This is a genomic window from Brucella sp. NBRC 12953 (genome assembly GCF_040369775.1).
Taxonomy (GTDB): domain Bacteria; phylum Pseudomonadota; class Alphaproteobacteria; order Rhizobiales; family Rhizobiaceae; genus Brucella; species Brucella pseudogrignonensis.
In genome coordinates, this window is sequence record NZ_BAABSV010000004.1 from 77,356 (window position 1) to 100,833 (window position 23,478).

The following is a 23,478-nucleotide window of genomic DNA, read 5'->3' on the forward strand; positions in this document are numbered from 1 at the left end:
GCCTAATCGACGCAGGATTTTGGTTGTGTGAGCAGCAGATCAGGAACCATCGCAAACCCTTTCATGCGAACCGAGGGGCAGCAGGTGACAGAAATAGATTCCAATTTGTGAATCGATGCTGTAGGTGTCAACGCTAAGTCCCGATAAAAATACAAAGTTTTTGAATCGGGCTTTGCATAAAATCGAATAACTAGAGTGGCTTAGGCCAATCGGAAAACCACTCTGGCACTGGCTCATTTCTGCGGAAAGACTGTAGAGGAAAGTCCAAGCGTTTTGATTAAGGGCATGAACAACACAGATCAGCGCACTGATCGTTATCATCAGCATGGATTCATGCTGTTTGTAACGTGCGTCCTGTCGTTTGCAGCCTTTATGTTTGCGGTGGACCTTTCTGCCCTTGGCGATGAAGCCTGCCGCACTGTTCCCAAAAGCATGGCAGCCCAGCAGGTCGAAGACGCGCCTGCGATACCTGGACGCCAGCAATCCACGCCTGCGACGCAGCCGTTACGCGCCGTTCTGGCCGAAGCGATTGCTGCTAAAATCAAGGCAACCTATCCCGACGGAAATGGTGCAGGCTTGTCGGCAATGCCGCGTGATCTTGCATTTTTCGACGCAAAACCAGTCGAATCCGCAAGGACAAACGCGATTTTGAGACTTTCGTGGAGCACATATGCTCCCGCACGCGCGCCACCAAGTAACGCCTGAAAGTCGTCATTGAGATTGGCCATAGCCAATCCTGAATCACTTACGAAGAAATGCGCCTTAAATTTTTGTATTCATTACGAAATTTGAATGCGCTCAATATCCGGAACTTCAACTCATGCGTACTTCTAAATGGGTCGCTGTGCTATATGGCCTGATCGTTCTGATCGGCGTCATTATCGCCTTGCCCAATTTCTTTACACAGCAGCATCTCGACGCGATGCCGTCGTGGTTCCCTAAACGACAGGTAACGCTCGGCCTCGATCTGCGTGGCGGCTCCTACCTTGTTCTTGAAGTGGATGGAGCTGGTCTCAAAAAAGATCGTATGCGTGCGCTGCTTGATGATGCACGCGGCAAGCTGCGCGCTGAACGCATTCAGCCACAATCGATCCGCGCCGTTGGTGATTCCGTCATCGTGACGATCCCTGACGCCGATCAGCGTGCAAAGGCCGATACCGCGCTCAAAACCCTGATTTCTCAGGTTAACACGAGCGGCTTCGGCGCGGCGATCAACGATATCGACGTAACGTCCAGCGACAATCAGATTCGTCTGACACTGACACAGGCTGGTTTCACCTATCGCCTTGATTCAGCGCTTCAGCAGAGCCTTGAAATCATTCGCCAGCGTGTTGATCAGGTCGGCGTTGCCGAGCCTTCGATCCAGCGCGTTGGTTCCGACCGTATCGTTGTTCAGCTTCCGGGCCTTCAGGACCCGGCACAACTTCGCCAGCTTCTCGGAAGCACCGCGAAGATGAGCTTCCACATGGTGGCTGACGCGAATCCGAATGATGCACCGCCTCCGGGCGTCAGCATCCTGCCGGATTCCAAAGATCCAAACATCAAATACCCAATTGAAGACCAGGTTGCCCTGTCCGGTGAGCGTCTTACCGATGCGCGTGCAGGATTTGATCAGCGCACCAACGAACCAATCGTTTCGTTCCGCTTCGACAGCCTCGGTGCCCGTCAGTTTGCTGACATCACCACCAAGAACGTCAATCGCCCATTTGCTATCGTTCTCGACGGCAAGGTGCTGAGCGCGCCGGTCATCCGCGAACCGATTACCGGTGGTAACGGCCAGATCAGCGGCAGCTTCACGGTTCAGGACAGTGTTGTTCTCTCAGCATTGTTGCGTGCAGGTGCTCTCCCTGCCCCACTGACGGTTATCGAAGAGCGTACAGTTGGTCCTGACCTCGGTGGCGACGCCATCAAGATGGGGCTGATCACCGGTATCGCTGGCTTTATCCTCGTCGCGATCTTCATCCAGCTGCTTTATGGTGTCTGGGGTCTGATTGCCAACGTAGCGCTTCTACTCCACACGTTGCTGACCTTCGCAGCACTGAGCCTTATCGGCGCGACACTGACGCTGCCCGGTATCGCCGGTATTATTCTGGGTATCGGTATCGCGGTTGACGCGAACATTCTCATCAACGAACGTATTCGAGAAGAAACAAAAAGAGGCCTTGGTGCCATGGCAGCCCTCGACCGAGGCTTCCATAGCGCTTTTGCTACAATCGTTGACTCCAACGTCACCTCGCTGATTTCGACCCTGCTCCTCTTCATGTTCGGCACAGGCCCGGTGCGCGGCTTTGCTGTTGCCATGATGCTCGGTATCGTGATCTCGATGTTTACCGACGTGACGCTGGTTCGCATGGCGATGGGTTGGTATGTGCGTCGTCGCAAGCTCAAGGTGCTTCGCATTGAGCCACTGGTAAGGATCGCGCCTGAAAACCCTAACTTCCGCTTTATGAATGCGCGCTTCTTCGGCATCGGCGTTTCCATCGTCCTGTCGATTGCTTCGATCGCGCTCTTCTTCAAGCCGGGGCTGAATTACGGCATCGACTTCAAGGGCGGCATTCAGGCGGAAATCACCACGTCGCAACCTGCTGATCTGGCGCAATTGCGTGAGAAGCTCGGCGGACTTGGCCTTGGTGAAGTTGCCCTGCAGTCTGCTGGCAGCCCTAATGATGTGCTGATCCGTATTCAGCGTCAGGATGGCGGCGAAGAAGCGCAGACGGTTGCGGTCAACAAGATGCGTGACGCTGTTACTGAAATCGATCCGGGTGTGAAGATTGAACGTACCGAAGTTGTGGGACCAAAGGTCTCCGGCGAACTGGCCCGTTCTGGGTTCATCGCGGTTGTGCTTTCGGCTCTCGGTATGCTCATCTATCTTTGGTGGCGCTTCGAGTGGTTCTTCGCAGTCGGCGCGATTATCACGCTGATACTCGATACCACGAAGATGGTTGGTTTCTTCGCGCTGCTTCAGCTCGACTTCAACCTGACCGCCATTGCAGCGCTTCTGACCGCTATCGGTTACTCGGTAAACGATAAGGTCGTTGTTTATGATCGTATGCGTGAAAACATGCGTCTCTACAAAACGAAGCCTCTGCGTGAGATCGTCGATATGAGTATCAATCAGGTACTCGTCCGCTGTATCTATACATCGGTTGTGACGTTCCTCTGCCTTCTGCCAATGGCAATCTGGGGCGGCAGCGCCGTTCATAATTTTGCCGTGCCGATGCTGTTCGGTATCTTCATTGCAACGACGTCGTCGATCTTCATCGCAGCACCGATTCTGCTGTTGCTAGGCAACTGGTGGCAGCATCGTCGGGAAGCGCATCAGGCGCTTGAAGACAACACGGCTGCACAAAAATAACTCCATTGCCGGGCATGGTTACGATCATGCCCGGCTCTCCATAAAAGTTTTATAAGACTGAAGAACGGGAAGGCACCCCTATGCCCCATGACACGCCTTTGATTGCGACAATCGTCATCGGGTTATGTCTGGCGTTTATCTTCGGCGCGATTGCCACCCGTCTCAAAATCTCCCCCCTCGTCGGTTATCTGCTTGCTGGTGTCATAGCTGGCCCGCACACGCCAGGTTTTGTTGCCGATCAGGACCTCATTCTCCAGCTCGCGGAAATCGGCGTTATCCTGCTGATGTTCGGCGTTGGTCTGCACTTCTCTCTCAAAGACCTGCTTTCTGTGAAAGCAATTGCTGTTCCCGGCGCGCTGGCGCAGATCGCGACAGCAGCAGCACTCGGCACAGCTCTCGGTCTTGCACTTGGCTGGGACGTAAAAGCCGGTCTTGTCTTCGGGCTGGCACTTTCAACGGCCAGTACCGTCGTTCTCCTGCGTGCGATGCAGGATCTGCGTCTTATCGATACAGATCGCGGCCGCATCGCCATCGGATGGCTGATAGTCGAAGACCTCGCCATGGTCATGGCGCTGGTGCTTCTGCCTGCCCTTGCCAGTGTCGGCACTGAAGCCGGACATGCCGCGGCCAACGATCCTATCGCCGAGTGGCTGGGGCTAGGCATTGGCGGCATCATTCTTCTGACCATTGCCAAGGTTGCAGTTTTTGTAGCGCTTATGCTGGTGGTGGGGCGAAAGGTGATCCCATGGCTTCTGAACGTCATTGTTCAGACAGGCTCGCGTGAACTGTTCCGCCTTGGCGTTCTGGCTATAGCGCTTGGTGTTGCCTTTGGTGCCGCCCATCTGTTCGGCGTATCTTTCGCGCTTGGTGCATTCTTTGCTGGCATGGTGATGAGCGAATCTGAGCTAAGCCATCGCGCCGCAGAGGAATCGCTGCCTCTGCGCGACGCTTTCGCGGTTCTGTTCTTCATTTCCGTGGGCATGTTGTTTGATCCAATGAGTCTCATCCGTGATCCCCTGCCCCTGATTGCGACACTCCTGATTATTCTGGTCGGCAAATCGGTTGCAGCATTCTTCATTGTCCGCGCATTTAAACGTCCCGTTGGAACAGCTCTTACCATTTCCGCAAGTCTTGCTCAGATCGGCGAGTTCTCATTCATCCTCGCAGGGTTGGGAGTAGGCCTCAACCTTCTCCCGCCTGAAGGGCGCGATCTGATCCTCGCCGGTGCAATTCTTTCGATCTTCCTCAACCCGGTCATGTTCATTGTTGCCGAGCGACTACGACCTTGGATCGAAAAGCGTCTGGGCGTTGAAGGCTCAACCAATGATTTGGGTGAAACAAGCCTCGATATCTCGGAACCCGAACCGCTACCGCGCACCAAATTGACAGCTCACACAATCATTGTGGGCTATGGCCAAATCGGTAAACGAGTGGCTTCGGCCTTGCAGGAAAAGCAAATGCCTTTCCTTGTGATCGAAAATTCGCCCAAGATTTATTTCAGATTGAAAGAAATCGGCATTGAAGCTATTGCGGGCAATGCCTCTGATGCTGAAATATGGGAGGCGGCGAATCCTGAGAAAGCAATCAATCTGGTGATTGCTATCCCGAATGCATTTGAAGCCGGGCGCGCAACATCACTTGCCCGGGCTGCAAATCCGGGCCTGCGCATCATCGTGCGAGCCTGTTCGCCAGCTGAAGCACAATACCTGCACGATCTCAGTGCAGACTCCGTTATCCTGGGCGAAGCCGAAATCGCCGGAGCAATGGAGAGAGCAATTATAAACGAGAGACGAAACGAGGGTTTTCAGCAACATCGCCCTTCGTCCGAGACCATGGTTGATTTGAAGGGGATCGAACCGGAAGCAACCTGATGCAAGAACCGGAGAGATCGATAAAGGGGAATTAGATGCGAGTTGAAGGTGCGGTGATCGGTTAATGAAGTTCAAGGATTACATCTGGCCGGTAATAGGCATTCTAGCAGTCATTGTTTCAGCCTGGCTTCTTTATCGGGAGCTGCGCAGTATCTCGCTTGAAGACGTTCTGGATAGTCTTTACGCGATCCGCGCGCATCATTGGTTGCTGGCAACAGCAGCAGCGCTCCTCGCCTATAGCTCGCTGGCCGGATATGATCGCATTGCGCTTCTCCATTTGCGTCGCAAAATTTCCTGGCTCTTCATCGCCCTCTGCTCGTTTACGACCTACGCATTGTCGCACAATATCGGCGCGTCGGTCGTTTCAGGTGCAGTGGTGCGTTATCGCGCATATTCCTCGCAAGGAATGCCAGGCAGTGAAATCGCTGTCCTTATCGCTTTCTGCTCATTCACATTCATTCTCGGCGTAATCATCACCTCCAGCATTGTCCTGCTGCTGGAACCGCATATTTTGATGCGGTTCAACTCGGACCTGACGCCGACTGTGTCGATAGTCATCGCGTTGTTGATGCTGGCTTTTGTACTGCTTTATATCTTCGGCAGCTGGTTGCAATTACGCCCACTTCAGATCGGCAAATTCCGCCTCGAATATCCGCGTTTGCCAGTTGTTACACAGCAGCTGATTGTAGCCCCGCTAGAACTGATTGGTGCCGCAGGCATCATCTATTTCGCACTGCCAGAAGCAGGCAATCCGGGCTTCCTGATTATTCTCGGCATCTTCCTGGTATCGTTCTCGGCAGCCCTCATATCACACGCTCCGGGCGGCCTTGGGGTGCTTGAGCTGGTTTTCCTCACCGGCCTGCCGGATATGGATCAGGCTGACGTTCTGGCGGCACTTATCGTCTTCCGCCTGCTTTATCTTCTCATTCCATTTGCCATGTCGCTGATCGTGGTTCTCGTTTTCGAGAAATCGCAATTTGTGCTGCGCTGGAACGACAAACAAAAGAAGTAATCAATCTGAGGCGGGATTAATTTTTACACACCCGCCTCAATTTGAATTTATATTCCTTAAAATGATATGAAATAGCCCCTATCTTGGAAATTGCTTCGCATATCCTCCTGATGCAGAGCAGAAACGCCTCCCAAGGCACATTCCAAGAGGAACTAACGCATGCCTGCGACATTGATCATCCCCGGTTACAAGGGATCGGAAGCAGGCCACTGGCAGCGCCAATGGTTGCATGACGATCCGTCAGCAGTGCTCGTCGAACAAGATGACTGGCACTATCCGGTGCTATCCGACTGGATGCACGCGCTTGAAGCCAAACTCGCCGAAAATCCCGGTGCGGTTCTGGTTGCCCATAGTCTTGGCTGTATTCTTGTTTCGCATCTTGCAAGCCGTCCGGCTGCGGCTCACGTTGCTGGCGCACTTCTGGTCGCCCCGGCAGACGTTGAAACTATGTCGCGTCGCGATAGCCGCTTTGCGAGCTTTGCACCCTTGCCTCGGCATGAATTGGCTTTTCCATCCATCGTCGTTGCCAGCCGCGATGACGAATATATGCGCTTTGCCAAGGCAGAAGCCATTGCGAATGTCTGGGGTTCTGGCTTTGTCGACGTCGGCCATGCAGGCCATATCAACGTGGCAAGTGGCTTCACGCACTGGCCGGAAGGCGCAATCCTCGCCTCATCCCTGCAACGCGAACCAATAACACACACGCTCTCCCAAGCAGCGTGACCGCTAGCCGCCTGCCTCTCAAAAAGCAGGCGGTTTCTTTTTAGCCGTGCTGTTTCCGCTCAAGCCAGATTTTTAGAACAAGCGTCAGCAACGCTAAGCCAGCCAGTGTCGAAGCGGCAGCAAAAGCACCAGCGACATTGTAATCGTTGAACAAGAGCTCAACCTGCAGCGGCAATGTATTGGTCTTGCCACGGATAGCGCCTGACACAACGGACACCGCGCCAAACTCGCCCATCACGCGGGCATTACAAAGCACAGCACCGTAAAGCAGCGCCCATTTGATATTGGGCAGCGTGACATAAAAAAATGTCTGCCAGGCATTCGCTCCAAGCGTAAGAGCCGCTTCTTCCTCATCGCTGCCCTGCACTTCCATCAGTGGAATCAGCTCGCGTGCCACAAAAGGCGACGTCACGAACAGGCTCACCAGAAAGATCGCGGGAACCGTGAACATGACTTTGACGTCGTAGCTCTCAAGCAACGGTCCGAGCAGTCCCTGCGAGCCATATAGGAAAAGATACGTAACACCAGCGACGATCGGAGAGACCGAGAACGGAATTTCGACGAATGTGATCAACAGTCGGCGACCCGGAAAGCGAAATTTTGTGACCAGCCACGCCACACAAATGCCAAATGCCATATTGATCGGCACAACCACAATCGCGGTCAGGATCGTCAGCCACACCGCATGAAGCGTATCAGGCTTGAGAATTTCTCCAAAGAAGACATCCACCCCTTTGCTGAAGGCATAGGAGAAGATGACGGCCAGCGGCGCGCCAATGCAGATTGCTGACAAAATGGCAGCCATTCCGATCAGCAGGCTACGCACAGAGCCCGGCTTGTTGCGCGCCTGCGCGCTTGCACTAGCGCTCTGCATAACGAAGTCGCCTTGCCTGAATGATATTAGTCACAAGAAGCATAAAGAACGCCATGAGCAGCATCATGAAAGCGAGTGCTGCAGCAGCTGGATAATCATATTCATCCAGCCTGATGAAAACCAGAAGTGATGTGACTTCCGTTTCAAACGGCAGATTGCCGGAGATGAAAACGATGGAGCCGAACTCACCGAGACTGCGGGCAAAGGACAACGAAGCGCCAGCCAGGAACGCCGGGAAGATTGTCGGCCAGATAATATGCGAGAAAACCTGCCAGGGGCTAGCACCCAGGCTGCGCGCAGCCTCTTCCACATCAGCACTCATATCTTCCAGCACCGGCTGTACGGTGCGGATGACAAAGGGAATACTGGTAAAAAACATCGCAATCATAATGCCAAGTGGCGCATAAGCAACCTTGATACCAATCGGCTCAAGAAAGCGACCAAACCAGCCATTGGGTGCGAACAGCGTCACCAGTGCCAGACCGGCTATCGCAGTAGGCAAAGCAAAAGGCAGATCGACTGCCGCATCGATCAGTCGCTTTCCAGGGAACTGATAGCGGGACAGAACCCATGCAAGCAGAAGCCCAAACAGACCGTTGAACACCGTAGCTACGGCTGCGGCACTGATTGTAATGCGAAACGTCGCCAATGCACGATCCGAAGTTACGATGTTCCAGAAATCGCTCCATCCAAGACTGGCGGTTTTCAGGATCATTGCCAGTAGAGGCAAGGCGACAATGACCGCCAGATAAAGCAAAGTGCAGCCAAGGGTCAGTCCGAACCCCGGCAGCACAGAATTGCGTTTCATGCTCAGAAGCGACACTGGATTTTTCCAAAAGAAAGGCGAGAGCTGGGTGCTCCCGCCGGGTAGTCTTGTTTACTTAGCAGTAAAGAGCTTATCAAGTACGCCGCCTTCGGCAAAATGCTCTTTCTGAACCTTTTCCCAGCCGCCAAAAGCATCTTCGACTGTTACAAGGCGCACATCTGGATAGATATCCTTATGCTTTGCAATCACGTCCTTGTCGTGCACGCGATTGAAATTCTGTGCGAGGATTTCCTGACCTTCAGGCGCGTAGAGATAGTTTAGATAAGCTTCGGCAATCTTGCGGGAGCCGCGCTTGTCGACAACCTTATCAACGACAGTAACCGGGAATTCAGCCAGAAGGCTGACTTCTGGAACAACCACGTCATATTTGTCTTCGCCGAGCACCTTGGCTGTACCGCGCGTTTCCGCTTCAAACGTTACCAGAACGTCGCCGATACCGCGTTCAGCAAAGGTCGTCGTTGCACCACGACCGCCTGTATCGAACACTGGTACGTTCTTGAAAATCTTACCGATGAACTCGTGAACCTTTTCCTGATCGCCCTTGAAAGCTTCGTTGGCATAAGCCGTCGCTGCTAAATAGGTATAACGCGCATTACCAGAGGTCTTAGGGTTCGGGAAAACAACCTTCACGTCGTCACGAGCGAGATCATCCCAGTTCTTGATGCCCTTTGGATTGCCTTCACGCACAAGGAAAGCCGGGAACGAGTAATAAGGCGAAGAATTGTTTGGCAGGCGCTTCTGCCAATCAGCAGGAATAAGGTCGCCCTTATCGTGCAACACCTGAACATCCGTCACCTGGTTAAAGGTTACAACATCAGCTTCCAGACCTTCGAGAATGGAACGAGCCTGCTTGGATGAACCGGCATGGGACTGATTGACAGTGAGGTCTTCTCCAGTCTTGGCTTTCCAATCCGCGATGAATGCCTTGTTGACCTGCTCGTAAAGCTCGCGTGCGATGTCATAGGAAACGTTGAGGATTTCCTTTGGCTCCTGCGCGCTGACCGGAGCTACGCCCAAACCGAGAGCAACAGCCGCATATAGAATAATTTTCTTCATAGATCGCACCCTTCTCACTTTGCTTGCGCAAAGCGCCCGTAAATCGACTTCTGTTGGGAAACAAATCTACAGAGAGACAAGCAAGAATCAATCTAAATCATTGATTTAAATATATAAACTACTTTCATAACCATTCTTGGAAACCTCGCCTAACGGAAAAATTGGTCTGAGAATATTTTTCCAAAGACAGGCAGAAACGCGCAATAAAAACGAGAAAGCCGGAAGCTTTCGCTCCCGGCTTTCGAAACTTTTTTCATTGCTTAGATGTTACCAAAACCCACGGTGCTGCCAGCACCAGAGAAAATTTTGCTCGCCACGCTCCAAGCGATTACGACGACGCTCTGCAATTTCATCAGCGCTTAGCTTCATGCCGCGCCAAGGCTGCTCCAGATAGGCCGTCATGCGCAGCACAGCATCTTTTATGCTTTGCGCCAGCAATTGAATTTTACGGTTCATAAGAGCCTCCATTTCACGCTCACCACTCAAGCTGCAATCTGAAGCCCAATTTGGGCCACGCTTTCGCCGCAGCAATGAACGATGTGTTAATTTTGAAGGCTTCTGCGATAAAGTCAATATCCCACTTATTTTATGGGAGTTAACATCGCGAAATATTTTGCGAGCAACCATGTGGATGCTCGCAAAATTATTCTATTTTACACTTCGTAGTCGTCGACGGGCCTGATCCGGACCTTTTCAACATGACGACCACTCATCGCTTCGATGGTGAATTGGTATCCATCCTCGACAAAGCTTTCACCGCCCACCGGCAGATGGCCGAGGTGCCAAAGCGCATAGCCCGCAAGCGTTGTGTAACGATCGCTATCATCCACCAGATCGCGCTGCAGGATGCTGCTGAGACGGCGAATATCAGTGAAACCATCAACCAGATAGCCACCCTGTCCGTCTGATTCTGCAACAGCAGCCTCTTCGTCTTCATCCGGGAACTCACCGGCAATGGCTTCAAGCACGTCGGTCGGTGTGACTACGCCTTCAAACGAGCCATGCTCATCCACCACCACAGCAAGCTGCACCGGCGAAACACGAAGCTGTTCCATGACGCGAAGCACATTCGCATTTTCATGAACCACCAGCGGCTGCTTGACCACTTCATCCCAGTTGATCTGCTTCTTGTCGGTCATATCAAGCAGCAGATCCTTGACCGAAGCGACACCGACAAACTCATCAACCTGACGACGGGCAACAATTACGCGAGAATGCGAAAGCTTACGGATCGCTTCATGAAGCTCAGCTTCATCCTCATCCAAATCAAGCCATTCGATCTCATTACGCGGCGACATGATGGAACGAACCGGGCGATCGGCAAGATCCAGTACGCCTCGGATCATTTCCTTTTCTTCCGGCAGGAAGACGTCACTGGCAGCCGTCTGCTGCGCAATCACGTCAACTGTGTCCGAAAGTGGGTTATCGCCGCGATGGCCACCGAGCAGGCGCAGAACAGCGCCCGCTGTGCGTTCACGAAGATCGTTTGTGGTCACGAGCTTTTCGCGATTCTTACGCGCCATCTGATTGGCCGCCTCGATCAATACCGAGAAGCCGATAGCGGCATAGAGATAGCCCTTCGGAATATGGAAGCCGAAGCCTTCAACGACAAGGCTGAAGCCGATCATCATCAGGAAGCCAAGGCAGAGGATAACCACTGTTGGATGCTTGTTGACGAAGTCCATCAGCGGACGCGAAGCCAGCATCATGACTGCAATCGCAATAATGACCGCGATCATCATAACCGGCAGATGCTGCACCATACCAACAGCCGTGATCACGCTATCGAGCGAGAAGACTGCATCAAGCACGACGATCTGAACGATAACCTGCCAGAAGATCGCATGGGCAACGCGCGTGTTCTTAGGTCCATGCGCACCTTCAAGGCGCTCATGCAACTCCATCGTACCCTTAGCGAGAAGGAACAGACCACCAACCAGCATTATGAGATCGCGACCGGAGAAGGAAAGTCCCATCACGGCAATCAACGGTTCGCGCAGCGTCACGATCCACGAGATCGAAGCCAGCAATGCGAGACGCATTATCAAGGCCAATGAAAGACCGATTATACGCGCACGATTACGCTGATGAGGCGGAAGTTTATCGGCCAGAATGGCGATAAAGACGAGATTGTCGATGCCGAGAACAATTTCTAGCACCACCAATGTCACGAGTCCTACCCAGGCATTGGGGTCGGCAATCCAGTCCATGGACCAATCCATGATTTGTCGGCTCCTGTAAAATCAGAGAAAAGAGGAAACAGAAAAAACGCCGCATGCGTTTCCCTCCCGAACCACAGAAAAGCGGATCGGCCAGAAGGAATTGCAAACGGCGTGAGAAAGCTCAAAGCCTTTTAAGTCCAATGCTCCCATACAGGGAGCGGGACTTCGTGAAGACGAATCGTCAGAACTGTCGTCGGGCATAAAGCGCGATGAACCTTTTAAAGAGACACGAAGCAGACCCTTTGTCTGCTCCAGAACACCATGTTTTCATATGGCATATGATGGCTGCATTATGCAGACGCGCGGCTTACGCGCAAGACCATATACTATTCAGCCGGAGAAACATGCACGCCGCGCTTGCGCTCACGACGTGGACGACCTTTGAAATAACGCATACCGATCACCGTTACCACGATCGTCAAGGCCGTAATGCCTATCACGGACCAGAACATGTGATCGCCATCCATCTTCGCAAATACGCCTATGCCGCGACCAGCGAGCCAGCCTGGTAGGAACATGAGCGGCGCCCAGACCACCGCAGAAAGCACGTTTGCGGTCTGGAAGCGCTTTTGATCCATCGACATCATGCCTGCAACCATCGGAACGGTACAACGGACCGGCCCAAAGAAGCGACCAAGGAAAACAGCCGAGAAGCCATAGCGGCGAAATAGCAATCGTGCCCGCGCAATGCCGGTGCGGTGCTTATTGAGCGGCCACTTGTGAATAATGCTGCGACCAAGCCACCAGCCAAGCAAATAAGAAACGATATCGCCGATGACCGCGCCGATGATGGCGCCGATGATAATTGGCCAAGGCTCCACGATTCCGGCGCCCACCAGACCGCCAATGGCGAGCATGATAGGTGTGGCAGGAATGAACATTCCGATAATAGCGAGAGACTCGCCGAAGGCTATAATGCCTACGATAGGACCCGCCCATACCCGATGATCGGAAATGAACTGTCCGAGATCGCTAATTATGCTTTCCATTCCGTCCTCAAAATGCCGCGAACCGGATTCTGAAGTCAGACCCCAACCGTGGGGTGACTTCGGGTTTTCTTAAACGAGGACAATCCGGTGCGTGAACCCCTCGCCTGCCTGCGCGTAACAAACGCTTGCAGCATTCTCTCAATGGCAAAGAACTTATTTGCCTATCAAGTCTTTTATATGCCGAACCATCTCAGACAAGCATCAAAAATTGATGACATGGCTGCGAATTTTGCTGCGCAAATCATTTAGCTCGAACGAATAATGCCAGTCCCCTCTTGAGCGAAGCATTAGCAAGTCCAAATCGAGCGTTGCGAATATGGAAATTCCTGCGTCCACTTACAACGTCATTTGGAAAAAATGATTCAAAATCAGAATCATGACAAGAATGATTCCACTGGCAGAAATTTATTTTAGCAATCAAAACGATTAGTTTTCACTTATACGCGGAATAGGTGCATTGAGTATTTAATTAAGAACTCCGCATTTCCGGGCTTTTTGAAATCTCCGCAACTTTTTTTCATTTTTTTATCACTGAAGGCTAGACAGACAGAAAAGCGGCCTTTATAGAACCGCTCACCTCACCGGGGCCGCTGCCTCGGAGAAGCGAGTGGGTGATTAGCTCAGTTGGTAGAGCAGCTGACTCTTAATCAGCGGGTCGTAGGTTCGATCCCTACATCACCCACCATTTTCTCCTCTTCTTTCAAAGAGTTACCGCTGATTACACGATAGCCGGACGAACCGGCTCAAGTTTCAATTGCGTTAAAAATCTTCTTCCTTGCTACTTGTAAATATCCAGCAATATTGCAGCCTAAGTGCGCAAATAGGCATGGCGAAACCAATAAGGTGGTACTATGAGTGTGCCACATGACGCCCAAGAGCCTTGGTTACACATTCACACTTCTAGCCGTTGCCATTTTTGCGGCACAAGATGGCATCTCGAAGTATCTCGGATCACATTACTCGCCCATCTTCATAACGATGGTGCGTTATTGGGCGTTTGCCGTTTTCGTGATTCTACTTGCGATGCGCGCCGGGGGAATTGCACGCGCTGCTTCGACTAAGCGTCCATTTTTGCAGATCTTCCGCGGCGTCTTGCTGGCAACGGAAATCGTTATCTTCGTATTCGGCCTTAGCCGGGTCGGCATGGCCATGGCGCAGTCAATCTTTCAGGTAGGCCCATTACTCGTCACGATGCTCTCAGTGCCCTTCCTTGGCGAAAAAGTAGGCTGGCGTCGCTGGACCGCGATTGTGGTGGGTTTGTTCGGTGTTCTTCTCATCATCAATCCAACTCATGTAAAATTCGACCTGAACTTGCTGTTTCCCATGGCTGCAACAACCATGTTTGCAATTTATGCGATTGCGACACGCGCAGTCAGCAAATCTGATAACTCCATGACCAGCTTCTTCTATACGGGCATTGGCGGCGCTGTTGTACTAACCGCAGTCGGTTTTTTTCATATGGAACCAATTGCGCAGAATGACTGGCCCTGGATGGCGGCGCTTTGCGCCTGTGGCATTGCAAGCCATTATTGCCTCATCCGCGCCTACGACATTCTTGAAGCCGGTGAGGTGCAACCACTATCCTATCTCCAGCTCGTGATTGGAGCGTTCATTGCAGTTCTTGTTTTCAACGAACATCTGACCTGGAATGTAGTGACCGGTGCAAGCATTGTCGTCGCGGCTGGCCTCTTCTCGATGTTTCGAGAGAGAAAGCTCGCAAGCAAGGCATCGTAACATTACGAATTATTAATTGGCCTGTTCATATCAGGTTCACCTAAAATGGCTGACATTGCTCACACGCCAATAAATGGCGCCGTGTATAGAGTAATGGAGTCAAATAACCATGAAATCGAAGACCTTGTATATTGCAGTTATCGCTTCTGCATTGCTTTCCACCGCCGCATTCGCACAGGAAAAGGCCAGCGAAAATACAGACAAGTCAGCGACGGATACTTCCATTACACAGAATGATGGATCTAAAGGCAAGCGCGGACCAATCGATCTCGAGAAATTCTCCCGCATGGACGAATTGAAAGCCGCCGACACAAATGGCGACGGCGTCCTCTCTCGCGATGAAATTGAAGCACTTGCGCTCAAGCGCATGGTCAGCCGCGCAGCAGACCGCATGGAACGTCGCCTTGATGTAAAGGGCGATGGCAAAATCACTCTGGAAGCGATTGAAAAGCAGCGACAGAAGGAATTTGCAGCGCTTGATCGCAACGAAGATGGCAAGCTAGACCGCCACGAGCTACGTGCAGGCAAGAAGTTCCACCACCATGGCCCAAAGGGTCCGCATCACGGTGGCAGAGGCAAAATGGAACACCACCAGCCAAAGCCACAACAGTAAAATAAACATTACGAAGAAGCCCCGCAATGCGGGGCTTTTTTGTTTCCATTATGAGCGAATAACGCCCTTCTTGAAAATGATATTGCCATAGAGACGCTTTTCGCCAGAGCGGATGACTGCATAGGCAGAACTCGCCCGATCGTAGAACGCAAAGCGATCAATCGGATCAACAGCAATTTTGCGGCCTTCTGCCTTCTCAATGATGGCTTCAAACTCACCAAAAATCGCAGGCGTCTCACTAGGGCACTCCATCACAGCCGCTGGCTTATCAACAAAGTCGTCGAGCGGCAGCAGAGAAAGCACAGCGTCTGCAATATCTGTCGCGCTGAGCCCCGGAAAGTCCAGAACCTGCACACCGGAAGCCTGTGCTGGATAATTGGCATCAACGATAACAAGATCGTCGCCATGGCCCATATCCGCAAGCACTTCAAGAAGCGAACCGGTCAGCAGTGGGTTTAGATTTTTAAGCATTGGGTAAATCCGAATGGTGGAGTTTGAATGCGCGCACCCTATAGCATCACCGTAATAACCGATATCGGTTTCTGGAGACACGGGGCAAAGATAAAAGAAGCGAAAGTGTCGTGTCCACACTCATTATGGTGATCACAAGCGACAAAAAACGCCGGCTGATTAAAGCCGGCGTTTCCAGTTGATCACTTAAAAAGAAACGTACCGTTATTCAGCTTTCGCTTCAATATTGACCTTATCAAGCAGCGCTAGCGGGTTCTGCGATGCCGCAACCATTTCCAGCGCACCGATACCCTTGTCTGACTTGGACTTGACCGTCACCTCAAAGATATTTGGCTTAGCAAGGAATGTCGAAAAAGCAGTGATCGCATCTTGAAGCTGCGGTTGGTCGGCAGCAAGTTCCTGCAGAACTGCATTAGCAATCATGGTCAAAGCGCTGCGGGCATCTTCGACAGTCATGTTGTTTTCGTCTGCGTAGAACTTGAGACCCTTTTCAATCAGACCCTGTTCTTCAATCTTGAGCTTTACCTCACGAGCCTTGAGGCCGAGAAGTGCAACCTGTGCCAAAACTTTATCACCGGAGAAGAACTCTTTGGTGAAGCCGCCCAATAGACCAGACATGGAAATTTTTCCCATGTCCTGACCGCTGACCGACAGATCCTTGATGACGAGGCTCTGGCTGGCTTCATCCCAATTTGCTTCCAGATTGGATGAAACGTTTACACGGTCATAACCGAGCTTGCGCAGCTGCTGATACATTTCTTCACGGCTGTTCGCAGGAACAGGCAAAGACATATCCTCATAGGCAACACGAATATCAGTCGGAATACCGTTGAACGGCTTGTTCAACGCCAGCTCGTAGCTCTTCATGCTAAACTTGATGCGCTCAGGCAAACCGGTTGCTGGCGGCGTTGCTGTTGTGTCCTGATCTTCCTCAACATCAACGTCGTCATTGGCGTTGCTGTCGCCCGGCAGGTCGGCATCAACACCTTTGACGACCATCGTGCCGAATTCAGGCAGCATGGTCGTGAACGGGAAATTCTCCATTTCCTGGTCGCTCAGACCTGCAAACTTTGTCACGGCCTCTGCCGACGGCGCCCAGTTGAAGCCTTTAAGCGAGAATTCGTCCAGCTTCACGAAGTCGGTGCCGTTACCAGCCGAGAAGCCATTAAGCGACATGTCGAGCTTCTTATTGTCGAAGGACATCGCCATCTTGTCGATTTTGCCTACGCCCTTTTCTGGATCACCCGGTTGGATTTTCATCCCGAGTAACTCGACGTCGCCCTTACCAATCGTGTCGAAGAGACCGATCAGGCGCATGAAGAACTCTTTACGTTCTTCCTGCGAAAGAGATTCGATGTCCTTGGCTGCTTCCAGTTTCTGTAGTGTTTCGGTAAACGGCTCTGCAGGCAGGCGCATGGTAAAGCCGTTGCTGCGAACTTCATCATAGCTGAAGCTCGACTTCGTGCCCTTTACGACGATATTCTTCGCAGAAAACGGTCCATAAATCGGCTTCGCTTCGGTATCGTTCGGACCAGCCTTCTCAGTATAAAGACGTGCTATGAAAACGCCGTCGATATCCTTGCCTTCCGATGCGCCGATCGTACCAGCCATACGTTCTTCATTAATCGTGCCGTTTTCATCGGGCAGCGAAAGATCAAGATCGAATGTCGCGCCACTTGAAGTGTAGCGTGCGACATGGCCATGAACGATGTCTTCCAGCGCGACATCTTTATAAGACGTCTTCTGTTCCTTATCGTTCAACATCTGAACGATGTTGATTTCAGGCACCGACATGCGCTTGGCAGAAACACGCCCAACGCGTTCAGCAAGGCTCAACTCGCCATTGCCGAACGTATCGCGCAGCATCTGGATATCGAAATTCGCATCGTCGATAAGAACACTCGGCATCTCAATCTTAAACTGAGCGATTTCCGTCTTGATACCTTTGGCATCAAGCATGCCATTCAGAAACAGTACTTTTGGACGACCTTCGATCGAAGCGATGGTGACGTTCGTGCCGTTTTTCAAAGGCAGGACCACATCGGTCAGCTTTATGTGGCCGAGAAAATCTGCCGAAACAGAGGCAGCCTTGCCGCCACGCCGCTCAAGCTGGGCGTTAATCGTCTTTTCGAGTGTGATCTTGTATCCGACTGCACCTGCAGCCGCGATGGCTATGACTGCGACAGCTGCCCAAAGCGCTTTGCGTCCGCCCTTGCGTTTTCCGCTCGTTGCCTGCTCCACGATTTCTCATCCTTTCAGCGCAATTTCAACGGGATCTGATAGATGATTGGTTAATCACAAGAAATTGTAAGAGCAAGCAGGATCGGTAAAGATTAAGATTTTTTCGGCCGCCAGATGTGAAAAATCCTGCACATTCTGGAAGGATTTTGCAGAAATTGGTGCAGAAGAGCCTCAGAGCGGGTTTGCTGGATGCGGAGACGAATCGTATGCACCCCAGATCGACTGGTCAAAATTCACGATTGCACCAGTCATCATTCCGGATTCTTCCGATGCCAAAAACGCAATCGCGCGCGCAACTTCCCTGGGATCAATCAGACGTCCAAATGGCTGGGCCTTGACCGCTTCATCCAACCAATTGGCGGGTGCGCCGTGGAATTCGCGCTGGATACGATCTTCGCCATCCGATGCCATCCAGCCGATATTGAGGCTGTTGACGCGGATGCGATTACGCAGCACCGAATAGGCAATATTGCGCGTGAGCGTATCAAGCGCACCCTTGGAAGCACAATAAGCAGCGATGAATGGTTGGCCGCCCATCGAGGACATAGACGAAATATTGACAATTGCACCTTCGGCCTTTTCACGCCGGAAAAGCTTGATCGCTTCCTGAATAAGAAAGAAAGGTGCACGCGTATTGACCGCAAAAAGCCGGTCAAACAGTTCAGGCGATGTATCAAGTATATCGCCACGATCCGTCAGCCCCGCTGCATTGACGAGAATATCAAGCCGTCCAAAAACCCGATCCGCTTCCGAAATCACCTGACGGCAATCTTCGACCTTTTCCAGATCGGCCTGAACAAAGACGGCCTTTGCACCGAGCTGCTCCAGCGCGTCGGCCTGCGCCCTGCCTTTTTCGGCTGAGCGACCGCAGATCACTATGCCCTTAGCACCACGTTCGGCAAAAAGTCGTGCTGTAGCCGCACCAAGACCTTGGGTGCCGCCAGTGATGACCGCAACCTTACCATTCAATTGTCCGCTCATTTCAGGCTCCAAATATAAGTTAAACCCGTCCACCCAAAGCAGATGAGAGATCAGCCAGTTCCTGGCCGCCTGCCATAAGGCTCTGCAGCTCATCCATGTCCACATCGCTTCTGGTGCGAGTTCCAAGCGTGGCACCGCGATTAAGCACGGTAAATTTGTCGCCTACGGCATGAGCGTGGCGCACATTATGCGTGATGAAGATCACACCGAGCCCTCGCTCACGCACAAGGTTGATATACTTCAGCACCATAGCTGTCTGACGAACGCCAAGCGCTGAGGTTGGCTCATCGAGGATCAACACTTTCGCCCCAAAATAGACTGCCCGTGCAATCGCTACACATTGTCGTTCGCCACCCGACAACGTGCCAACGGCCTGCTGCGGATCACGGACATCAATTCCGATCTTCTTCATCTCTTCACGGGTCACATCTTCCGCAAACTGCGTATCGAACCAGCGAACTGGCCCAATCCCCTTGGTCGGTTCCCGACCGAGAAAGAAATTTCGCATGACCGACATAAGAGGGATCATCGCAAGATCCTGATAGACCGTCGCAATGCCGTGATCGAGCGCATCGCGCGGACTGTTGAAGACAACCTGTTTGCCTTCAACAAAAAACTCTCCGCTTGTTGGTTTGTGCACGCCGGACAGTGTTTTAATCAGTGTCGACTTACCGGCACCGTTGTCACCAAGCAGACAGTGTACCTGCCCCGGTTCCACACTGAGTGAAACGCCGTTCAGTGCAATAACCGGGCCGAAGTGTTTGACAAGATTGCGAACCTCAATGATCGGGGTTGTCATAGTGCATACTCCCTATCAACGCAGTTTCGGGAAAGTTAGGAAGCGGTTTCCCTGAAACTGCGTAAATGCTGAAACCTATCGCTCGCCGGTGGCGCGCTTACGGATAAAGTTGTTGAAGAGAACTGCGATCAGCAGCATTCCACCAAGGAATACCAAGTACCAGTCCTGATCAATCGTCGTGTAAGTCAGGCCAATCAGCACCATACCGAAGATGATCGAGCCGAAGAATGCCCCAATGGCCGAACCATAGCCGCCGGTAAGCAGACAGCCCCCGATAACAGCTGCAATGATCGCTTCGAATTCCTTCTGGAAGCCGCGCCGCGCATCCGTCGACCCCGCATCAAGAACAGTAAGAATGGCAACAAGTGCTGCTGCCATTGCCGTACACATGAAAAGAATTGTCTTAACACGACGCACAGGCACACCCGAATTGCGCGCAGCCAGCGCATCACCACCGGACGCGAAAATCCAGTTACCGAAGCGGGTTCGCACCAGAACGTAGGTCGCCACGAGAGCGATGCCGATGAACCAGAGAACTTCGACCGGCACACCCTTCACCGTCGGTTGGCCATTTGGGAACTTCGCGATGAGGTCTTTTTCCGCAAGCCATTCAAATAATCCTTGAAAAGCATCACCAGAAAACAATCCCGCAAGATAGCTCGTGCCGACCGCTTCCTTCACGCCACGCAATTGCGTTGCACCGCCCGTCGCCCATTTGAGGCCGACCAGCGAAAGCCCACGCAGGATGAACAGAAACGCCAGCGTAACAATGAAAGAGGGCAAGCCGGTTTTAAGCACAATCTGCGCGTTCACAGCCCCCACAAGCGCCGCGAAAACCAGTGTCAGAATGATGGCAACGATGAGCGGTACCTGCCAAACGACGAGGGCAGCAGCAAATATTAGGCCGGCGAAGGCTATCATTGAGCCGATAGAAAGATCAAATTCGCCACCGATCATGAGTAGCGCGGCAGCCACAGCAAGAATGCCAAGCTGCGATGCAGGCGCCATGAAATTCATAATACCGGCGGCGGTGAACATTGCCGGATTGGCTGTCGACAGGAAGAAGATCGTGATGAGCACGAGACCTGAAACCGCACCCAGTTCAGGACGACTAAGCATCCGCTGGAGTGCACTGGCGTTCTTCAGCCGCTCATCCCGTTGCGCAGCTGCGATCGCCGGATCATTTGCTGCAGTCTGAGCGGGCTGCTCTGATGAAGTTGGCTCACTCATGCTTTCCTCCTTCAAGCGTATCCGCGAAAATACGCATTAAAACAATTCTCTAGAGCACCATTTTGATTCAATTTGAGAGAAACGCGCTCTAGACAACGCGACATGAAGGTCGCGAACTTATGGGTATGGATACTCGATCCCGCCCATTTTCATGGGCGGGGTGAGATATTCAAAAGTTATGCGTTGCTGCTTAGCGGATGCCCTTGGCAGACAGTTCAACCACCTGCTTGGCTTTGTCCTTGGTAATCAGGTTCGGGCCCGACGGCACATTGCCGCCCGGCATCAGGCCGTATTTCGCATTGAGCGCCAGAAACGCAACTGGCAGATAACCCTGCAGAAACTGTTGCTGATCAATCGCGAAATCCGCTTTTCCGTTTTCAACCGCCTCAAGGAAGCCAGCCGACATATCGAAAGTGGCAATATGAATGCCTTCGCGACCACTTTCTGAAGCTGCCTTAACTGCTGGCTCACCGGCCAGCGTTGCGTTCAGCGTCAGAATTGTATCGACCGCCGTGTCAGATGCGAGTGCTGCACGCACCTTGGATTCATTTTCAGTCGGATCAGCCGAGGTGGGCAAAACCGTCACATCGCCAAAACCTTCCTTGAAGCCCGCACAACGCTGATCAAGCGAGACGTTACCGACTTCCTGATTGACGCAGATGCCTTTCTTGCCACCAGCCTTTTTAAGTGCTTCACCGGCAACCTTGCCAGCATCGAACTCATCCTGACCGACATGCAGCAACGCACCAAGCTTTTTGGAAGCATCCGAACCTGCGTTCATCGAAATAACCGGAATACCGGCTGCAACAGCACGTTCAATCGACGGCCCGAGCGCGTCGGCATCTGGAATCGAAACAACGATGCCCTGCGGGTTCTGGTTGATTGCAGCATCAATGAGTTGCGCCATCTGCACCATGTCGAATGTTTCAGGTGCGCGATAATCAACCTTTGCACCTGTATCCTTGGCTGCTTCCGCAACACCATTCTTCACAACCGACCAGAAAGGATCGGATGCCTGGCCGTGGCTGACAACAACAATGCTGACATCCTGTGCCTGCGCCGCAAATGACGCAGCCATCAGCGCAACGCCAGCAACTGCCGATTTCAATAGAGATTTCATGTTCACTCCTCCCTGCCCGGCACTCCCCGCCGGTTTGTTAATTTGTCTGCACTTCGTTCAGAGCTAATTCCGGGGCTGCCTCCACGCATTTGATCCCGGCAATTTCGCTGCAATCTTTGTCATTTAATAGAATGAAACATTCATTAGAAAATTCTCGTGGAATTATAATTCCATTTCTGTTAGCTCATGTCAATCACATAAGCAGCAGTCAAAATGCACATGCAATTTAGCTCTGGGAGGAGAGAATGGCAGTTGTAGCAGGCCTGATCGGCTCGGGTTTCATGGGCAAAACTCATGCTCTCGCCCTTGCGAATGTAAACCGGATTTTCGACCTGCCGATGACGGTCGAGCTTCACACATTGGCCGATGTGGACGAGAAAACCGCCTCACGCGCAGCGTGTCAGCTTGGCTTTGCTCATTCCACAGGCAGTTGGCGTGACCTGATCGCCAATCCAGCCATCAATCTGATCGATATCACAACCCCAAATCGCTTTCATAAAGAAATGGCGCTTGCTGCCATTGATGCAGGCAAGCACGTCTACTGTGAGAAGCCATTAGCTCCAACTGCCGCCGAATGCCTTGAAATGACACTCGCTGCCGAACGGAAGGGCATTCAAACCGCAGTCGGATTCAATTACCTCAAGAACCCGATGATTAAGCTCGCTAGAGACATCATCGAGAGCGGCGAAATTGGAAATGTCAGAAATTTTCGCGGCATCCATGCCGAAGACTTCATGGCCGATCATCGAATTCCTTGGTCATGGCGACTTGATCCGGCAGGTGGTGGCGGCGCACTTGCCGATATAGGCAGCCATATTATTGCCGCGGCACGCTATCTGGTTGGTCCGGTTGCCGAGGTGATGGGCAAAAGCGTGACAGCAATTGTAGAGCGTCCCGACCACAACAACCCGTCGCAGATGAAAGCAGTCGAAGTGGATGATATCTGCCATGCTTTTCTATCGTTCGAGAATGGCGCAACCGGCACTATCGAAGCGAACTGGCTCGCCAGTGGCCGCAAAATGCAACATGATTTTGAGATATCGGGCTCAAAGGGCTCGATCTTTTTCTCGCAAGAGCGCTTCAACGAACTCGACCTATTCCTTTTCTCTGACAAGAAAGGGCAACAGGGTTTCCGCAAGATCTTCGCAGGCCCAGACCACGAGCCTTATGGCGCGTTTTGCGTGGCGGGCGGGCATCAGATTGGCTTCAATGATCTGAAAACGATTGAGGTGCGCGACTTCCTGTTAAGTATTGCAGGACAGAATACAGGTCACGCCGATTTCCGCGAAGGCTATGAGGTGCAAAAAACTATCGAAGCCATCTACGCATCCAGCCGCGGGCGGCAGTGGAAACCAATTTAA

The 23,478-nt window shown here is 52.2% G+C and carries 21 protein-coding genes and 1 tRNA gene; 10 read left to right on the forward strand and 12 right to left on the reverse strand.

Annotated features, from left to right (window positions below; all coding sequences use genetic code 11):
• Nucleotides 1-285: 285 nt before the first annotated feature.
• The 5 genes from ABWV94_RS10680 to ABWV94_RS10700 all read left to right on the forward strand — a co-directional run bounded on the left by ABWV94_RS10680 (nucleotide 286) and on the right by ABWV94_RS10700 (nucleotide 6,961).
• The gene (locus tag ABWV94_RS10680) at nucleotides 286-705 is read left to right on the forward strand and encodes a hypothetical protein (RefSeq protein WP_113498051.1); all 420 of its coding nucleotides are present in this window, start codon (nucleotides 286-288) and stop codon (nucleotides 703-705) included.
• A gap of 115 nt (nucleotides 706-820) precedes the next feature.
• The gene (gene secD, locus ABWV94_RS10685; protein ID WP_113498048.1) at nucleotides 821-3,355 is read left to right on the forward strand and encodes a protein translocase subunit SecD; all 2,535 of its coding nucleotides are present in this window, start codon (nucleotides 821-823) and stop codon (nucleotides 3,353-3,355) included.
• A gap of 80 nt (nucleotides 3,356-3,435) precedes the next feature.
• Entirely contained in the window at nucleotides 3,436-5,226 is a 1,791-nt protein-coding gene (locus ABWV94_RS10690) for a cation:proton antiporter domain-containing protein (protein WP_353413593.1), read from the forward strand.
• A 64-nt stretch (nucleotides 5,227-5,290) separates the two neighbouring features.
• Nucleotides 5,291-6,238 (forward strand): lysylphosphatidylglycerol synthase domain-containing protein, encoded by a 948-nt coding sequence (locus ABWV94_RS10695; RefSeq protein WP_007875615.1) that lies wholly within the window; start codon nucleotides 5,291-5,293, stop codon nucleotides 6,236-6,238.
• 159 nt (nucleotides 6,239-6,397) lie between these two features.
• Nucleotides 6,398-6,961 carry an alpha/beta hydrolase gene (locus ABWV94_RS10700; protein WP_064320780.1) on the forward strand — a complete coding sequence of 188 codons (564 nt, stop codon included), beginning with the start codon at nucleotides 6,398-6,400 and terminating at the stop codon, nucleotides 6,959-6,961.
• A 40-nt stretch (nucleotides 6,962-7,001) separates the two neighbouring features.
• Here ABWV94_RS10700 and cysW read toward each other — a convergent pair whose 3' ends face one another.
• The 6 genes from cysW to ABWV94_RS10730 form a co-directional block, all read right to left on the reverse strand.
• Nucleotides 7,002-7,835 (reverse strand): sulfate ABC transporter permease subunit CysW, encoded by an 834-nt coding sequence (gene cysW / locus ABWV94_RS10705; protein ID WP_285534581.1) that lies wholly within the window; start codon nucleotides 7,833-7,835, stop codon nucleotides 7,002-7,004.
• Nucleotides 7,822-8,643, reverse strand: coding sequence for a sulfate ABC transporter permease subunit CysT (gene cysT, locus ABWV94_RS10710; protein ID WP_051063921.1), 822 nt, complete (start codon nucleotides 8,641-8,643; stop codon nucleotides 7,822-7,824). The genes cysW and cysT overlap by 14 nt, the downstream gene beginning before the upstream one ends.
• Before the next feature lie 69 nt (nucleotides 8,644-8,712).
• Nucleotides 8,713-9,717, reverse strand: coding sequence for a thiosulfate ABC transporter substrate-binding protein CysP (gene cysP / locus ABWV94_RS10715; protein WP_079212036.1), 1,005 nt, complete (start codon nucleotides 9,715-9,717; stop codon nucleotides 8,713-8,715).
• 267 nt (nucleotides 9,718-9,984) lie between these two features.
• The gene (locus tag ABWV94_RS10720) at nucleotides 9,985-10,173 is read right to left on the reverse strand and encodes a hypothetical protein (RefSeq protein ID WP_039859886.1); all 189 of its coding nucleotides are present in this window, start codon (nucleotides 10,171-10,173) and stop codon (nucleotides 9,985-9,987) included.
• 197 nt (nucleotides 10,174-10,370) lie between these two features.
• Complete coding sequence (locus ABWV94_RS10725) at nucleotides 10,371-11,939, reverse strand: TerC family protein (RefSeq protein ID WP_007875627.1); 1,569 nt, start codon at nucleotides 11,937-11,939, stop codon at nucleotides 10,371-10,373.
• Between the two features lie 326 nt (nucleotides 11,940-12,265).
• Nucleotides 12,266-12,928, reverse strand: coding sequence for a DedA family protein (locus ABWV94_RS10730; protein ID WP_007875629.1), 663 nt, complete (start codon nucleotides 12,926-12,928; stop codon nucleotides 12,266-12,268).
• An 87-nt stretch (nucleotides 12,929-13,015) separates the two neighbouring features.
• Here ABWV94_RS10730 and ABWV94_RS10735 point away from each other — a divergent pair, with 87 nt between their 5' ends.
• The 4 genes from ABWV94_RS10735 to ABWV94_RS10750 all read left to right on the forward strand — a co-directional run bounded on the left by ABWV94_RS10735 (nucleotide 13,016) and on the right by ABWV94_RS10750 (nucleotide 15,275).
• Nucleotides 13,016-13,177: a hypothetical protein gene (locus ABWV94_RS10735; RefSeq protein ID WP_153222971.1), complete on the forward strand. Its 162-nt coding sequence runs from the start codon at nucleotides 13,016-13,018 to the stop codon at nucleotides 13,175-13,177.
• Between the two features lie 360 nt (nucleotides 13,178-13,537).
• A tRNA-Lys gene (locus ABWV94_RS10740) sits at nucleotides 13,538-13,613 on the forward strand.
• A 179-nt stretch (nucleotides 13,614-13,792) separates the two neighbouring features.
• Complete coding sequence (locus ABWV94_RS10745) at nucleotides 13,793-14,662, forward strand: DMT family transporter (RefSeq protein ID WP_079212037.1); 870 nt, start codon at nucleotides 13,793-13,795, stop codon at nucleotides 14,660-14,662.
• Between the two features lie 109 nt (nucleotides 14,663-14,771).
• Nucleotides 14,772-15,275 carry an EF-hand domain-containing protein gene (locus ABWV94_RS10750; protein ID WP_007875633.1) on the forward strand — a complete coding sequence of 168 codons (504 nt, stop codon included), beginning with the start codon at nucleotides 14,772-14,774 and terminating at the stop codon, nucleotides 15,273-15,275.
• Between the two features lie 48 nt (nucleotides 15,276-15,323).
• Here the strand turns inward: ABWV94_RS10750 and ABWV94_RS10755 are convergent, their stop codons facing one another.
• The 6 genes from ABWV94_RS10755 to ABWV94_RS10780 form a co-directional block, all read right to left on the reverse strand.
• Nucleotides 15,324-15,746: an RbsD/FucU family protein gene (locus tag ABWV94_RS10755; RefSeq protein ID WP_079212038.1), complete on the reverse strand. Its 423-nt coding sequence runs from the start codon at nucleotides 15,744-15,746 to the stop codon at nucleotides 15,324-15,326.
• A 204-nt stretch (nucleotides 15,747-15,950) separates the two neighbouring features.
• Complete coding sequence (locus ABWV94_RS10760) at nucleotides 15,951-17,987, reverse strand: aq_1923 C-terminal domain (RefSeq protein ID WP_079212039.1); 2,037 nt, start codon at nucleotides 17,985-17,987, stop codon at nucleotides 15,951-15,953.
• 171 nt (nucleotides 17,988-18,158) lie between these two features.
• A complete protein-coding gene (locus ABWV94_RS10765) occupies nucleotides 18,159-18,968 on the reverse strand; it encodes an SDR family oxidoreductase (RefSeq protein WP_079212040.1) in 810 nt (269 codons plus the stop codon).
• Nucleotides 18,969-18,987: 19 nt separating this feature from the next.
• Nucleotides 18,988-19,767 (reverse strand): ATP-binding cassette domain-containing protein, encoded by a 780-nt coding sequence (locus ABWV94_RS10770; protein WP_007875637.1) that lies wholly within the window; start codon nucleotides 19,765-19,767, stop codon nucleotides 18,988-18,990.
• 75 nt (nucleotides 19,768-19,842) lie between these two features.
• Nucleotides 19,843-20,997 carry an ABC transporter permease gene (locus ABWV94_RS10775; protein ID WP_007875638.1) on the reverse strand — a complete coding sequence of 385 codons (1,155 nt, stop codon included), beginning with the start codon at nucleotides 20,995-20,997 and terminating at the stop codon, nucleotides 19,843-19,845.
• 190 nt (nucleotides 20,998-21,187) lie between these two features.
• Nucleotides 21,188-22,117, reverse strand: coding sequence for a sugar ABC transporter substrate-binding protein (locus ABWV94_RS10780; RefSeq protein WP_007875639.1), 930 nt, complete (start codon nucleotides 22,115-22,117; stop codon nucleotides 21,188-21,190).
• 245 nt (nucleotides 22,118-22,362) lie between these two features.
• Here ABWV94_RS10780 and ABWV94_RS10785 point away from each other — a divergent pair, with 245 nt between their 5' ends.
• Entirely contained in the window at nucleotides 22,363-23,478 is a 1,116-nt protein-coding gene (locus tag ABWV94_RS10785) for a Gfo/Idh/MocA family protein (protein ID WP_113498040.1), read from the forward strand.